This is a genomic window from Actinophytocola sp., from assembly GCF_050699915.1.
GTDB lineage: Bacteria > Actinomycetota > Actinomycetes > Mycobacteriales > Pseudonocardiaceae > Actinophytocola.
The window spans coordinates 13,077-27,433 of sequence record NZ_JBOHGA010000007.1 but is presented as its reverse complement, the minus strand read 5'-3'; the positions used below and the strand labels follow the sequence as shown (position 1 = coordinate 27,433).

Genomic DNA, 14,357 nt, shown 5'->3' with positions numbered 1-14,357 from the left:
AGCAGTGCGCGCGAAAACGCTACGTAGGCGCGCCCCCACTCCTGCGTGACCCACTTTCATGGGCGACCATACGGGTTGGTGCACGGACCAAGGTCAAGCTCGAAGGCTGGATGGCGATGCGAGTCACGATGCGGTGGCGGCCGGCGGCTTCCACACGCCCGGGCTCGGGTCGGGGCAGTCCTGGCTCGGAATCTGCTCGACCATGTCGACCAGCGTCGAGTGCAGCGAGGTCAACCTGGTCAGTTCCGTGTTGATCTCGTCCAGACGGGCACGCATCAGGCGTGCGGCGTCCCCACACGGGCACACGCCCGTGTCCCTGATGTTCAGCAGCTCGCCGATCTCACGAAGCCGAAGACCCAGCCGCTGAGCGCCCTGGATGAAGTGCAGGCGGTCGATGGCGCTCTCGTCGTAGCGCCGGTACCCGTCGGAGCTCCGCGGAGGTGGCGGCAACAGCCCGACCCGCTCGTAGTGGCGAACGGCGTCCGGGCTGGAACTGGCCGCGCGCGCGAGAGCGGCGACGGTCATGAGCTTGTTGCCCCTGGTCGGGACGCGATCCATGAGAACCTCCAGGGTCGGCGGACTCACTGCGCCAACGGTATAACACCTCCGCGTATTCCCGCCGACCCCTGCGTTCGACAGCCGTGTCAGAGACCATTGCCGAGCAGCGGACCGAACTCCTGTGCCGCCACGTCGACCGCCTCCTGTTGGCTCAGCACTCGGCCCACATAGGACGGTCGGCCGGCCAGGAACTCGTGCGCGAGCTCCGCGTCGCGGTGGAAGGCCGTGTGGCTGCAGGCCACCGCGATCGGTCCGTCGCAACCGGCGGCGGCGAGGACGACCACCGCCGTGGCCGGCTGCCACGTCCAGCACCCCTGTTCCCACCGGACGCGTATCTCGTCGGCGGTGACCGGGTCCGTCGACTCGATCGTCGCGGACCGGCGGGTCATCAAGGGGATGCCCAGCGCGTCCACCGCACACATCGCGGTCAGCGTCGGGCCGTCGGCCATCACCACCCGATGTGGCGACGGCCGGCCCGACAGCGGGTACGCGACCGCGACCGAGCCCGTCTCCGGATCGAGATGGGCGAGGTCCGCCTCGGCCAGCACCGCCATCGCGTCGTCGGCGGCGAGACCGAGCGACGCGGCGAGCGGCGCCAGCTCGGGCAGCGTCGGTGGCCGCCCGGCGCGCAGGAACAGCTCGAGCAGTCCTTTGTGGAACTGCCGGTCGGTGGCGGCCAGCTTCGCCTGGCTGGCCGCGATGCCACCGCGGGCGAGCGCGTCGATCGTGCCGGGCAGCACGTCGTCGAACGTCCTGATCGGGGACGTCATCCCGCGACCCCAGACTGGCTGACCGGCACCTTCGGCGACGAGCCCTGCTCGGGGATGTCGATGTCGACCCGCTGGAACCGGTTGGTGAGGAACGAGATCGGCACGATGAGGAAGCTGACGCCGAACCCGACCAGCATCACCGTCAGGCCCCACTGCGGTCCGCCGAAGGCCAGCAGCACGGCGTTGTACAACGTGAGCAGGACGGCGATGAACGCGAACGGCTTGCTCAGCCGGAAACTGCCGCTCCGGCCGCCGCGATGGCGACGCAGCCTCAGGTAGGCGATCGGCAACATGATGAAGACCAGCGTGTAGCCGACCGTCGCCGCGGCGACCAGCTGCACCACGTCGGTGCCGAACACCGCCAGCATGACGCCGATGACCAGCGCGTCCCAGACGATCGACCCCACCGGCGTGCCACGCTTGTTCACCTTGCCGAAGATCTTCGGCAGGTGCCGGTCCCGCGCCATCTGGTAGATCGTGCGGGAGGAGCCGATGATGAAGGTCTCCGCGCCGATGATCAACACCGCGGCCAGGCCGAGTCCGACGATGAGCTCGCCCGTCGGGCCGAGCACCACACCGCCGGCGCTGGCGAACACCTGGAACGGGTCGTTCTGCACGCCCTCGACGCCGACGAGACCGAACAGGGCGATCGGCACCGCGGAGAACGCGATGAAGGTGATGATCGCCGACAGCGACATGACCCGCTTCATGTAGCGCTCCGGGCGGGTGATCTCCGCGCAGATGGTCGAGGCCATCTCGGCGGCGTACGCCGCCCAGGTCGCGATGAAGCCCCACTTGAGGATGGACATGAAGACGTCCGACCCGCCCTCCGGTCCGCCCTCCGGGATCGACATCGGGAAGACCCCCGACAGGTGGAAGGTCTCCGGCTGGAACACCGGCGCGGTGACCAGGATCAGGATGACGACCGCGGCCACCGTCGCCAGCACCCCGTAGATCACGGTGGTGAGCTTGAGACCCATCGCGGTGATGACGTAGAGGACGGCGCCGATCAGCCCGGCCAGCACGATGGGTTCCACACTCGGCCAGAACAGGTCCCGCAGGTAGGTGGCGGCCAGGATCAGGTTGATGGCGATGCCCGGCGTCCAGGCGAACCAGTAGCACCACGAGGACAGCGCACCCAGCGAACGCGACCCGTTCGGCGTCGCGCGGTAGGCGAACTGGGCCGTGCCACCGGCTCGGCTCGGGAACCGGGACGCGAGCTCGGCGACCAGGAGGCACTGGATCCCACCGACCGCCGCGGTGACGGTCCACACCAGGATCGAGACGTTGCCGAGATCGACGGCCATCTCGCGCAACGACACGACGACCATCAGGGACGCGCCGGTGGCCACGAGGACCGCGACCCACCAGGAGGCCCTGACCGGGAGGCGACTGGTCCCGGGGAACAGCGAGTCGCCGCCGGCGGCTCCCTGCCCGTTCGACGAGTCCGACCCGGTCGCCAAGGCCACCTCTCCGCCTGTTCCTGACATGCTCGTTTCGCCCTTCCCTCGGTGCGGTACGCAGGCGCGTACCACCGGCCACCCCTCGAGGTGGCGGCTCGAATCGCCTGTTCAGTAGGCCGCGTTCGGCCCCGGTCGGTTATGCACGAATCGCACGATTTAGCCGCGCTGGCAACGGTGCGCCTGACACAACGCCTGACACACACTGGAATGCCCGGACCTGCGATACCCCATCGGCAGGGGCACGACGCTATGGCCGCGTGAGGGCGGGACGCAATCGAGTCGTTCCAAATCCACTGAGATGGCACAACGATCATCGTTTTTTCGCCCGCAACGACTCCGGAGCGTATTTGGATTACTCCAGTTGAATGAAGCGCAGGGCATCAGCTGAGCAAAAATGCAGGGTTGACTTGAAGCCTGCTTCAACCAGAACACTCAACCCTCGGCTGCCGACAAGCGAGACGCCCACGCGCGCAGCGTGGAGAACGAAACGCCGAGCCGAAAGGATGACGCCGACCAGAGGACCTCGATGAGCCGAATGGCCGCCGCCCGACCTTCTGCGCTACCCCGCAGCCGCGTGAAATCAGCAGGGGAACTGGACATAACAGACAGTCCGTCTTTACTTGGAGAACGCAAATGGCGAATCTACTGAAGAAGGCGTACAACGCCACCTGGGGCAAGTACGTTTTCGCCGGAATGTACGACAGGTTCCTGGCGAAGGTAGAGAAGTACGGCCTGTCCGAGAAGCGGGCGGAAATGCTGCAGCCGGCGTACGGCCGCACCATCGAGCTCGGCACCGGCACCGGGCTGAACCTGCCGCACTACCCCGACTCGGTCTCGGAGCTCATCCTGACCGAGCCCTACCCGCACATGGTCGTCAAGCTGGAGGAGAAGGTCCGCGACCACCCCATGCCGGTCCAGCTGACGGTGGCGGGTGCCGAGAAGCTGCCCTTCCCGGACGCGAGCTTCGACACGGTGGCCGCGGCGATGATCCTGTGCACCGTGCCCGATCCCGACGTGGTGCTCGCCGAGATCGAGCGCGTGCTCAAGCCGGGCGGCCAGTACCTGTTCCTGGAGCACGTGCGCAACCGGGACCCGCGCGTCGCACGCAAGCAGGACATCATCCAGAAGGGGTGGTACTGGTTCGGCAACGAGTGCCACTGCAACCGGCCCACCCTGCAGACGCTCCGCGAGTCGTCCCTGGAGATCGCGGAGCTCAAGGAGACCAAGATGCCGGGCGCCTGGGAGTTCATCGAGGCGATGGCGATCGGCCGGGCGGTTCGACCCCTGAACGGCGCGAGCGCGAGCGCCGGCGCGCCGGCACTGAAGAAGGTCACGGCTCCGGCCGACGCGGCCTGTGACGACCCGAACTGCAACTGACGCAGCCGGGTCCTGGTTGTCGCGGGCGCGGAGGACCTCCCCCCACTCCGCCCCGCGACAACCTTCGCGTGTCTCGGAATGGCCAGCCGGTGTCTCGGGTCGCGACGAGGGCCACGTGCTCGACCAGGGTGGCCAGGCTTCGGGTGATCCCGTCGCGGACCCGGTCGTCGTCGACCAGCCCCTGTGAGTCCACCATGGACGGCACCACCGGCGCCGACACGTTGATCCAGGCGGTCTGTTTGTCGCCGATCTCGATGCCGCCGACGGTCCAGTCCAGCAGGTTCTTGAACGACCCGGGCAGCGCGCCCGCGTATTCGGGTGTGCAGAGGACCAGGCCGGCCGACTCCGCGATGCGGGTGCGCAGGTCGATGACGGATTCGGGCAACGGATCGAGGTCGTCGTCCGGGTTGAAATGGGGCAGGTCGGCCATGCCCTCGTAGTCGACCCCGCGGAAACCGTCCGGCATGAGCGTTTTGGCCGTACGCAGCAGCGCCGAGTTGTTCGACGGACCGCGCAGGCTTCCGGAAATCATCATGATGTCCAACAGGTGGTCACTCCTCACCGCCGACAATTCGGCTTCCCGGGTCGGGCAGCAGCCGCGAGGCCTCGCACCCGCCATCGACGATTTCGACGGCTCGCGCGAAAAGGTCCGAATTGAACGGTCCGCGCAGATCCAGATATCCCGCGCAGTTGAACTGTGGATTCTCGGGCGCCAAGTCAACCTCGGACAGATCGAGAAATGCGCAGCACAGGACAAGGGCGCCACCCGTAGGTGGCGCCCTTGTCCTGGTTTGTCGGGTATCGCGGTCAGGCGCCGCCCGGCCGCTGCAGCGTGATCGACTCACTCGTGCTCGCCGTTCCGCAGCCGCAGCCGTCACCGCAGCCATCGCCGGCCGACTCCGCTTGCACGGCCGGCTCGACCTTCGCGGACGAACCGCAACCACAGCCGTCGCCGCAGGTATCGACAGCGGCCGGCGCGGCCACCGGCTCGGCCTTCGCCGAGGAACCGCAGCCACAGCTGTCGCCGCAGCCGTCACCGGCCGCCGAGTCGGCCACCGGCTCGGTCTTCGCGGACGAACCGCAGCCGCAGCTGTCGCCGCAGCCGTCACCGGTGGCCGCCGGCGCGGGGACCACGCTCGGCCTGCTCGCGCTCGCCTGGACCGCCGGCGCCTGCACCGTCTCCGGCTTGCGGCCCCGCAGCAGGCGCATGCCGTTGGCGATGACCAGTAGCGCGAACGCCTCGTTGACCAGCACACCCTGGATCAGGTTGAACGCCCCGGACACCGCGGCGACGACGAGCGCGGCGACCACCGTCAGCGCCACCACCATGTTCTGCGCGATGATCCGGTTCGCCCGCCGGGCCAGCGCGATGGTCTGCGGCAGCTTGGTGAGGTCGTCGGACATCAGCGCCACGTCGGCGGTCTCCATGGCGACGTCGGTGCCGACCGCGCCCATCACCACGGCCACGTTCGCGGTGGCCATCGCCGGGGCGTCGTTGACACCGTCACCGACCATCACGACGGTGCCGTGCTGGTTCTTCATCGCGGCGACGGCGGAGCTCTTGTCCTTGGGCATCAGCTCGGCCGAGACGTCCTCGACGCCGAGCTTGTCCGCGACCATCCGGGCCACCTTCTGCCGGTCACCGGTCAGCATGGTGGTGTGCGTGATGCCCAGCTCGCGCAGCTGGGCGATCGCCTCGACCGCCTCGGGCCGGGGCTGGTCGGCGAGCCCGAGCAGGCCGATCAACGTGCCGTCGGCGGTGACCGCGACCGGGGTGGACGCGGCGGACTCCACCTCGGCGAGCGCGGCCAGTGCCGCCTCGTCAGCCGAGTAGTCGCCGGCCCGGCCCACGCTGATCCGCTTACCGTCCACAGTGGCCTCGGCACCCACGCCGACCACCATCCGCGCGTCCTCGGCCGGCCGGATGGCCACGCCGCGGTCACGTGCGGCGTGCACGATCGCCTCCGCGATCGGATGCGTCGCCGTGGACTCCACCGCGGCCGCCAGCCGCAGCAGTTCTTGCTCGTCGTGGCCGGCGAGCGGGTGCACGCCGGTCAGCTGCGGACGGCCGAGGGTCAGCGTGCCGGTCTTGTCGAACGCCACCGCGCGCACCCGGGTGAGCAGCTCGAGGTAGGCGCCACCCTTGATCAGGACGCCGTCGCGGGCGGCCCGCGACACGGCGGCGATCACGCTCGCCGGCACCGAGACGACCAGCGCACACGAGCAGGACACGATCAGTACGACCAGCGCGCGGTACCACGCGTCCTGGAACGTCAGCCCGAACACCGTGGGGCCGAGCAACGCCATCACCACGGCGAGACCGATCATCACCGGGGTGTAGATCATGCCGAACTTCTCGGCGAAGCGCTGGGCGCTGCCGCGGTTCTGCTGGGCCTCCTCCACCTCGTGGATGACCCGTACCAGGACCGCGTCCTCGAACCGCCTGGTCACCCGGACCCGGAGCGCCCCGTCACCGTTGAGCGTGCCGCCGTAGACCGGCTCGCCCGGATAGGTCTCCTGCGGCATCGACTCGCCGGTGATGGCCGAGTTGTCCACCCACGAGTTGCCCTCCACCACGACGCCGTCGGTCGGCAGCCGGGCACCGGGGCGCACCAGGACGACATCGTCGACCTGCAGCTCCTCCACAGCGACGGTCTCCGCGTACCCACCGGGGGCGAACCGCTCGGCGCGCCGTGGGGTCAGGTCCATCAGGTTCTGGATCGACCTGCGCGCCCGGTCGGCGACGAACGTCTCCAGCACCGCGCCGAGGGAGAAGATCACCACGACGTAGCCGCACTCGACCACCTTGCCCAGTGGCAACGCGCCGGCCACCGTGACGACCAGCAGCGCGTTGATGGACAGGCGGCGGTTCTTCAGCATGTTCCACGCGTTGCGAGCGGGATAGATGATGCCTGCCGCGATGGCCACGGCCGCGAGCGCGCGGGCGAGCGTGGAGTCGACCGCGATCCGGTTGGTGACGTTCGCGGCGATCATGAAGACGATGGCGATGCCGAGCAGCACCATCGGCGGGCGCAGCCACCACTTCTGCCGCTTGACCGCGTCCTCCTCGACCGCGGCCGGCTGTTCCGGCTCCAGCACGAGGCCGCCGGCCGCGGCGGTCTTGAGGACGTCGACGTCCTTGAGGCTGCGCGGCGCCTCGATCGCGACTACGCCGGAGGCCGAGAGCACGCGCACCTCGCGCACGCCTTCGACCCGGCGCAGCGGGGTCAGATCGCTCGCGCATTCGACACAGCCGGACACGAGCCGGTAGCGGCGGACCTCGAGGTCCGCCTCGACCGGCGTCTCCGGCCTGTTCGAAACGGAGGATTCGGTCACTGCTGTCACCAGTCCTGTTCGTGTTCGAGAGATTCCTTCGACCAGCGACCCTAAAGGTTGGTGCGGACACCAAGGTCAAGGAAAACGGCCGCCTGACCTCCCGCTGGCCGGCCCTCGACCCGTCCGATCACGGTGCGGTGCCCCATGGTTCGATGAGCCGCCCCGAACCGGGGAACAGCAACCAGTTCGCATGGAGGAACACGACTTTGTCCGCTCCAACCGCCTTACGACGCGCGGCCGGCCCGACCTTCGCCACCGCGGCACTGATCGTCGCCGCCGTGGTCGGCCCGCAGGCCGCCTCGGTCGACACAGCGTCGTCCGACAGCGCTCTTTCCTCGTGCGCCATCGGCATGATCCCGCTGACCAACCAGAACACCTGGCTGCGGTCCGAGCCGGGGTTCACCACGGTCGTCTACACCCTCGACGCCGGCCGCGCCTTCCGCATCTCGGCCGGCCCCGTGGTCGCGGACGGCCTCGTCTGGTGGTTCGGGCACGGCAACGACACCGGCAACGCCTGGGCGCCGGAGCAGAACCTCACCTGCGCATGAGCTCGTGAGGGCCACCTCCGTGGAGGTGGCCCTCACGACATGTCAGTCGGACCGCGGGTGGCGGGTCAGCCGGTGACCAGGCTGAGGCCGTACGCCTGCAGGATCGGGTTCACCGGCTGGAAGTAGCACGTGAAGCTGTTGCCACCGGACACCACGCCCTGCGCCTGGCCGTTGGAGATGAACGCGCCGCCGGAGTCGCCCGGCTGGCACAGCGCGTTCGTCGCGGTCAGGCCGGTCACGGTGCCCTGCGGGTAGTTCACGGTCTGGTTCTTCGCGCCCATGGTGCCCTGCGTGACGCCGGTCGTGGAGCCGGACTTGCTCACCGGCGCACCCTCGGCGGCCTCTTGCGAGCCGGCCACGCCGCCCACGCCGGACACCTGGCCGACCGGGTTCCAGTCGCCGCTCGTCTGCACCCACGCGTGGTCCGCGCCCGGGAACTGCGAGCCGCCCCACTGGCCGAGCGGGGAGCCGTTCTTGGTCAGCGCGCCGCCGCCGGTGAGGACCTCGCAGTGGCCGGCGGTGACGAAGCCGCCGGCGACCGAGAAACCGACCGAGCAGCGGGACGAGCCGATGTTGTAGGCCTCGCCGCCCAGGATGTCGGCGAACAACTGTGGCACCTCGGCCGATTCCGTGATGCGCACGCCTTCGATGCCGACGGAGGCGGCGAAGTCCCGCGCCGCGGCCTCGGTGCCGGGCAGCACGGTCATGTTGATCGTGTTGTGGCGCACGTCGGTGCCCCACACGGTCACCGAGTCCGGCGCCTTCGCCTCGATGTCGTTCAGGTCGGCGACCATCGCGTCCAGCTCGGCGACGCTCTGGTCGACCACCTTCGCCTCGGCGCCGGTCTTGGTCACCTCGGCCGTCTTCGCGGCATCGGTCACCGCGACGACCAGCTGACCCTTCTCCATCCAGGCACCGCCGAAGTCGTCGCCGAGCTTCGCGTCGAGGGTCTGTGCGGTCGTGGACATGGCGAGCGCGCCCATCGGCGCCGGCGGCGCCGCGTTGGCCGACGTGCTGAGCGGCACCGCGATGGCGATGGCCAGCACGCCCGCACCAGCGAGCACGGTCGATTTCTTGAGGGTCACAGGACGTCTCCTTTGCAGGGGTGTCATCACTGGGATGAACATGAAGACGACTGACAGTGACCTCGTTATAACGATCCGTATCGATCTGGACAAGAGCCCCGCCGAAAGTCCCGACTAAAGTATTCGGGCATCCCGGTGACGACTCTCCCGGAACTTCCAGCGCACCTCGGCGAACTGCTGTCGAGCGCGTGCCGTCCTGACCTGCGCCTCCCCCGGCAGGGTGAGGCGGCGGCAGCCGTGTCACGTTGCCGGTCGAGGTCGCGATGCATCGACTACGCCCGACTGTGCGGCGTGGCGAGGAGGCGCCCGATGGCTCCACACCTGGACCTCAACGTCATCGTCGTGGGTGAGGACCGGTTCACGCCGGCGCAGGCCACGCAGGTGAACGACTCCCTGACGGTCATGACGGGGATCTTCGCGGCGCGCGGCCCGGTGATCGGCACGGTCAACCGGTTCCGGATCACGTTCGCGGACGCGGGCACCCTGACGATCATCCGGAGCCTCGGCGACGCCCAGGCGCTGGCGGACCGGTGGTCGGTGAAGAACGACGCCCTCGACCTCTTCGTCGTCGCCGTCATGTCCGACCCGAAGGCCGACGGGTGGTCACCGGTCGGCGGGCCGTGCGACAAGCGCCGCACGAAGGGACTGCGCTCACCCGTGGTGTCCCTGAACGGCAACGCCGCGAACAGCGGGAACACGTTCGCGCACGAGGTCGGGCACTTCCTCGGGCTGCCGCACTGCGAGAAGGACACCTCGCTGTGCAACGACCCGGTGAACTTCATGAAGGCGTCGTCCAACTCCAACACCAGCGTCACGCAGCCGCAGGCCGACCGGATGCGCGGACACTGCTCGATCAGGCCGTGAGAATCGAGGCGACGTGCCACTCCCCCAACGCATCGACGACCTGCTCGCCGCCAAGGACGGCTTCAGTCGGGCGCAGCTCGCGGCGCTCGACGAGGGCGATCGCGTCGAGGTACTCCGCCGGGCACTCGATCCGGCCGACCCCAACCGGATCCGCACGATCGGCATCCTCGCGGCACTGGCCACGACCCACGCCGACGCACTCACCTCGCTCGGCCAGGCGGTCGGCGGCCTGCTGTCCGAAGTAGACGCCGATCCGTTCGCCATGGCCGCGGCGGTCGCCTCCGCCACCTCGCTGGGCCCGGCGGCCACCCCGCTGGTCGAGGCGGCCGCGTCGGCGCCGGACCCCGTCGTGGCACTCGCGGCCTGGCGGGCGCTCGGCCAGGTCGCCACGTCCGACTCCCTCGACCGGCTCGCGCAGGCGGCACCGCCACCCGGTGACGTGGTGGGCGACCAGGCCGCGTTCACCCTGTCGGTGATCGCCTACCGAGCCGGTGTCACCGGTTTCGAGCTGCCGATCCTGAACGACACCCACATCATCGCCCTCTCCGACCAGGCGGAGCTCTTCTCGATCAACCGGTCGGCCACCACCGACGCCGACTTCGAGCTGCTCGCCAACTGCTCGAGCGGCGACCTGTACCTGCTGTCCCCCGCCCGCGAGGCGACGACCACCATCGACTGCGGCCCCGACCATCTGTTGGTATGCCTCGATCCGGACATCCAGGCGGGCATCCCGTTGACAGTCCGGCAGGCACCGGCGCTCGCCGGCATCGTGCTGGTGCGCGACCCGCAGGAGGCCGGCTTCTCCGTGCGGTACCTGATCCTCACCCAGCCCGACGGCATCGACGGCGCGCACATCACGCTGTACCAACCCGATGGCCAACCGGCCTACAACGGCCATCCCAACGAGGACGAGATCGTCGACGGCCGGATGAGCTTCCCGTTGTTCGCGGTGGACCGGCCGGGCGTCGCGCCGATCGCGCTGTCCTTGGACGTCGACGGAAACGGACTCGGGCTCGCCGCCGACCGCGTGGCCGCGACCGAGGTCGCGACCGATCGGTTGACACCAGACGAGGCCTAGCGGCGATCCACCTTCTGGGGACCGAAGGAGGACCCGTGGGAAAACCTGGCACCCGGCTGCACGCACACACGGTGCCGGCGCCGGTCAGTGCGCTGGCCTGGCACCCGGACGGCCGGCACCTGCTGGCCGTCGGAACCGTGGACAGCGCGACGTTCCCGGGCAGAGGCATGCTGGCGATCGTCGACACCCACGACGCCGGCCCCCCACAGCTGGTCGCGCGTGACGACCCGCCCACCCACGGCCTGGCGGTCAGCCCCGACGGCCGGTTCCTCGCGATCGGCGGCAGGAGCGCCAAGGGTGTGCTCACGATGCCGAAGGGCGAGACCCGTTGCGTCAACCCGGAGATCGCCGTCGCCGATCGCGTCGCGTACAGCCCGGACGGGCGGTTCGTCGCCTCGATCGGCTGGACCACCGGGTTCGTCAGCGACACGCAGGCCTGGGTCTACGACGCGGCGACCGGGGAGACCGTGTGGCGGGTCAAGGGCGAGTTCGACCAGCACCACCAGATGCTGTCGCTGGCCTACAGCCCCGACAGCAGGTTCCTCGCCGCGATCATCAACGCCGAGGCGTTCCTGTTCGACGCCGTCACGGGCGAGGCGCTGCGAACCCTGCCGCAGTTCGTGTTGTCGGTCGTGTTCACCCCGGACTCGCGGTTCCTGGTCGCGGGCCTGTCCGACGGGCGCTGCGTCCTGGTGAACATCGAGGCCGACACGGTGCGCGAGGGGAGGGTGCACGCCCAGGCCGGCGTGGGCGCGGTGGCGGCCAGCCCGGACAGCCGATGGGTCGCGGCGGTCGTCGAGCAGGGCCCGGCGGTGCTCAGCACCCAGACCGGGGAGCTGCGCTTCGGCCCCCGGCCCGATCTCAGCGAGTGCACCAGGGTGGCCTACGGACCGGACCTGCGGATCATCGCGGTCAACCAGATCCCAGGCCCAGTCCCACGACCCGGCGTCGCGGTGCTCGACGCCGCGACCGGTCGGGACGTCTGGGCCGACCAGTCCCCGGACCTCGCCACCGAGGTCGCGTTCAGCCCGGACGGCAGCCGAGTCGCCGTCGGCGGCATCAGTCCTGACCTCCAGGGCTTCCTGCGCGTCTACGACACCGGCGCCGAGCAGGGGCGGATCACGCTCGGCAGCGCGGTGACCGACCTCGCGATGTCACGTTCGGCCGAACCGGTGGTGGCGGCCGCGAGCAAGGACGGAACGGTCCGCTCCTACCGCGTGCGAACCGGCGGTGATCCGCTGGTGGAAGCCGTCCATCCCAGCCCGGTCACCTCGGTGGCGATCAGCGCGGACGGGCTGTTCCTGGTCACCGGCTGCGTCGACGGCAACGCCCGGATGATCAAGTTGCTGTTCGGCACGGTGTGGGAGGTCGACCACGGCCAGGCGGTGAACGCCGTCGCGATCAGTGCGGCCGGCGACCTGGTCGCCACGGGCTGTGCGGACCGCACCGCGCGGATCCTCGCTGTCTCCGACGGTGCTGAGCGGGCTCGGTGTGCCCACCAGGGCGGCGTCAGCACCGTGGTTTTCGGCCCGGACGGCACCGTCCTCGCCACCGGAAGCAACCGGACGACGACGATCGTCGAAGTCGCGTCCGGAGGGGCGCCGCACTCCGTCACCGGTGCCGGCCGGGTGCGGGCGCTCGCGTTCGACAGCGTCGGCCTGCTCGCCACCGGCAACGAGGACGGCCGGGTGCAGGTGCTCGACCCGTCGTCGGGCGCGGTGCCGGGCACGGTCACCCACCCGCGCCCGGTCGCCGCGGTCGCGTTCCGTCCGGATGGGACTCAGCTCGCGACCGGCGGCGCCGACCGGACCGTGCGGATCTCGCAGATGAGCGGCGGGGTACCGGCCGAGGGGATCACGCTGACGTTGCCCGCCCCGGTCGTCGGCCTCGCGTTCCACCCGGTGGCCCCGGCGCTGGCGGTGCTCACCGAGGCGCCGACGGCGTCGGTCTTCGAGACGGAGAGCGGGGTCGAGCTCTTCCGGCTGGGACACCCGGCCCCGGTCAACGACCTGGCCTTCACCGCTGATGGCCCTTCTCGTCACGGCGTGCGAGGACGGCGTGCTGCGGGTGTTCGACGGGAGGACGTCATGAGCTACCTGGGTGTCGACGTTGCCGTGGCCAGCGCATCGGTGATGTGTTCGACGCTCTCGTAGGTCTTGGCGGGCAGGTCGTACAGTTCCCGGCGGGTGTGCACGTCGGCTCCGTAGATCTCGGCGCAAGCCGTGATCTGCCACTTCTCCGCCGGGTAGGAAAGTCCGTCGAGGATCTCCGACAAGGTGCGCTCTGCGTCCATGGTGTCCATGTAGTGGTTCTTCCCGCCTGAACCGCCCGTCAAACGCCTGTTAGGTTGCCCGGGTGCTGTCCTTCACGCAGGTCGACGTGTTCACCGACGAGCTCCTGTTCGGCAATCCAGTCGCCGTGGTGCACGGTGCCGACGGGCTGAGCACCGAGCAGATGGCCGCGTTCGCCCGCTGGACGAACCTCAGCGAGACCACGTTCCTGCTCTCCCCCACCGACCCGGCCGCCGACTACCGGCTGCGGATCTTCACCACCGCGCGGGAGCTGCCCTTCGCCGGGCACCCGACGATCGGGTCCGCCCGCGCGTGGCTCGCGGCCGGCGGCGCGCCGAAGTCCGGTGGCAGGCTGGTCCAGGAGTGCGGTGCCGGCCTGGTTTCCTTGCGCGCCAACGGAAGTCGGCTCGCCTTCGCGGCGCCGCCGCTGCTGCGCGACGGACCCGTCTCGCCTTCGACGCTCGGAGCGGTCGCCGCCTCGCTCGGTCTCGCGCCGGACGACATCGTCGACGCCCAGTGGGCCGACAACGGCCCCGGCTGGGTCGCGGTGCTGCTGGCCGACGCCGAGGCGGTGCTGGCCCTGGCGCCCGACCCCGCGGCGTTCGTCGAGTACACCACCGTCGGCGTTGTCGGCCCGCACCCGCCGGGCGCTGCCGCGGACTTCGAGATCCGAGCGTTCGTCGCGGACGACGCCTTCTTCGAGGACCCGGTGACGGGAAGCCTGAACGCCGCGATCGCGCAGTGGCTCATCCCGGCCGGGAAGGCGCCGGCCACCTACACCGCCGCACAGGGCACGAAACTCGACCGCCGCGGCCGAGTCCACATAGAACAGTCCGACGGCGAAATCTGGATCGGCGGCGACACCGTCATCGGCATCACCGGCACCGTCGACCTCTAGCGGCATTTCACAACGAGCGGATTACGGCCCGTAACGCGGCGCACTCGCTTCCCGACATTTCGCAGCGTCATGGCTTCAGCTGTGTCACC

At 69.7% G+C, this 14,357-nt stretch carries 13 protein-coding genes; 6 read left to right on the top strand and 7 right to left on the bottom strand.

Features of this window, described 5'->3' with window-relative positions; all coding sequences use genetic code 11:
• Window positions 1-123 precede the first annotated feature (123 nt).
• From ACRDSK_RS02445 to ACRDSK_RS02435, 3 genes are read right to left on the bottom strand one after another with little or no spacing between them, the layout of a single operon-like run.
• Window positions 124-585, bottom strand: a complete 462-nt coding sequence (locus ACRDSK_RS02445) for a MerR family transcriptional regulator (protein WP_431438207.1) — start codon at window positions 583-585, stop codon at window positions 124-126.
• Between the two features lie 59 nt (window positions 586-644).
• Entirely contained in the window at window positions 645-1,328 is a 684-nt protein-coding gene (gene merB, locus ACRDSK_RS02440) for an organomercurial lyase (RefSeq protein WP_431438206.1), read from the bottom strand.
• Window positions 1,325-2,791 carry an APC family permease gene (locus tag ACRDSK_RS02435; protein ID WP_431438205.1) on the bottom strand — a complete coding sequence of 489 codons (1,467 nt, stop codon included), beginning with the start codon at window positions 2,789-2,791 and terminating at the stop codon, window positions 1,325-1,327. The genes merB and ACRDSK_RS02435 overlap by 4 nt, the downstream gene beginning before the upstream one ends.
• Before the next feature lie 633 nt (window positions 2,792-3,424).
• Here ACRDSK_RS02435 and ACRDSK_RS02430 point away from each other — a divergent pair.
• Window positions 3,425-4,168, top strand: coding sequence for a class I SAM-dependent methyltransferase (locus ACRDSK_RS02430; RefSeq protein WP_431438204.1), 744 nt, complete (start codon window positions 3,425-3,427; stop codon window positions 4,166-4,168).
• On the opposite strand, the gene ACRDSK_RS02425 is transcribed toward ACRDSK_RS02430, so the two are convergent.
• Both ACRDSK_RS02425 and ACRDSK_RS02420 read right to left on the bottom strand, forming a co-directional pair.
• The gene (locus ACRDSK_RS02425) at window positions 4,122-4,934 is read right to left on the bottom strand and encodes an NADPH-dependent FMN reductase (RefSeq protein WP_431438203.1); all 813 of its coding nucleotides are present in this window, start codon (window positions 4,932-4,934) and stop codon (window positions 4,122-4,124) included. The genes ACRDSK_RS02430 and ACRDSK_RS02425 overlap by 47 nt on opposite strands.
• Before the next feature lie 41 nt (window positions 4,935-4,975).
• Window positions 4,976-7,504, bottom strand: coding sequence for a heavy metal translocating P-type ATPase (locus ACRDSK_RS02420; protein WP_431438202.1), 2,529 nt, complete (start codon window positions 7,502-7,504; stop codon window positions 4,976-4,978).
• Between the two features lie 206 nt (window positions 7,505-7,710).
• Here ACRDSK_RS02420 and ACRDSK_RS02415 point away from each other — a divergent pair, with 206 nt between their 5' ends.
• Window positions 7,711-8,052, top strand: a complete 342-nt coding sequence (locus ACRDSK_RS02415) for a hypothetical protein (protein ID WP_431438201.1) — start codon at window positions 7,711-7,713, stop codon at window positions 8,050-8,052.
• Between the two features lie 65 nt (window positions 8,053-8,117).
• Here ACRDSK_RS02415 and ACRDSK_RS02410 read toward each other — a convergent pair whose 3' ends face one another.
• Window positions 8,118-9,137, bottom strand: a complete 1,020-nt coding sequence (locus tag ACRDSK_RS02410; RefSeq protein WP_431438200.1) for a S1 family peptidase — start codon at window positions 9,135-9,137, stop codon at window positions 8,118-8,120.
• A 309-nt stretch (window positions 9,138-9,446) separates the two neighbouring features.
• Between ACRDSK_RS02410 and ACRDSK_RS02405 the strand changes: the two genes are divergently transcribed.
• The 3 genes from ACRDSK_RS02405 to ACRDSK_RS02395 are packed head-to-tail and all read left to right on the top strand — an operon-like array spanning window position 9,447 to window position 13,232.
• Window positions 9,447-10,001, top strand: a complete 555-nt coding sequence (locus tag ACRDSK_RS02405; RefSeq protein ID WP_431438199.1) for a M12 family metallo-peptidase — start codon at window positions 9,447-9,449, stop codon at window positions 9,999-10,001.
• A gap of 13 nt (window positions 10,002-10,014) precedes the next feature.
• The gene (locus ACRDSK_RS02400; RefSeq protein ID WP_431438198.1) at window positions 10,015-11,079 is read left to right on the top strand and encodes a hypothetical protein; all 1,065 of its coding nucleotides are present in this window, start codon (window positions 10,015-10,017) and stop codon (window positions 11,077-11,079) included.
• A 35-nt stretch (window positions 11,080-11,114) separates the two neighbouring features.
• Window positions 11,115-13,232, top strand: a complete 2,118-nt coding sequence (locus ACRDSK_RS02395; protein WP_431438197.1) for a WD40 repeat domain-containing protein — start codon at window positions 11,115-11,117, stop codon at window positions 13,230-13,232.
• Here the strand turns inward: ACRDSK_RS02395 and ACRDSK_RS02390 are convergent.
• On the bottom strand, window positions 13,172-13,372 hold the full coding sequence (locus ACRDSK_RS02390) for a DUF2795 domain-containing protein (protein ID WP_431438196.1): 201 nt from the start codon (window positions 13,370-13,372) through the stop codon (window positions 13,172-13,174). The genes ACRDSK_RS02395 and ACRDSK_RS02390 overlap by 61 nt on opposite strands.
• A 62-nt stretch (window positions 13,373-13,434) precedes the next feature.
• On the opposite strand from ACRDSK_RS02390, the gene ACRDSK_RS02385 reads away from it, so the two are divergent.
• A complete protein-coding gene (locus ACRDSK_RS02385) occupies window positions 13,435-14,268 on the top strand; it encodes a PhzF family phenazine biosynthesis protein (RefSeq protein ID WP_431438195.1) in 834 nt (277 codons plus the stop codon).
• The last annotated feature ends 89 nt before the right edge of the window (window positions 14,269-14,357 follow it).

Bases quoted from the DNA above. Each gene is read 5' to 3' on its own strand.
- ACRDSK_RS02430 (WP_431438204.1), top strand. From the start codon at position 3,425: ATGGCGAATCTACTGAAGAAGGCGTACAACGCCACCTGGGGCAAGTAC.
- ACRDSK_RS02390 (WP_431438196.1), bottom strand. From the start codon at position 13,372: ATGGACGCAGAGCGCACCTTGTCGGAGATCCTCGACGGACTTTCCTAC.
- merB (WP_431438206.1), bottom strand. From the start codon at position 1,328: ATGACGTCCCCGATCAGGACGTTCGACGACGTGCTGCCCGGCACGATC.
- ACRDSK_RS02405 (WP_431438199.1), top strand. From the start codon at position 9,447: ATGGCTCCACACCTGGACCTCAACGTCATCGTCGTGGGTGAGGACCGG.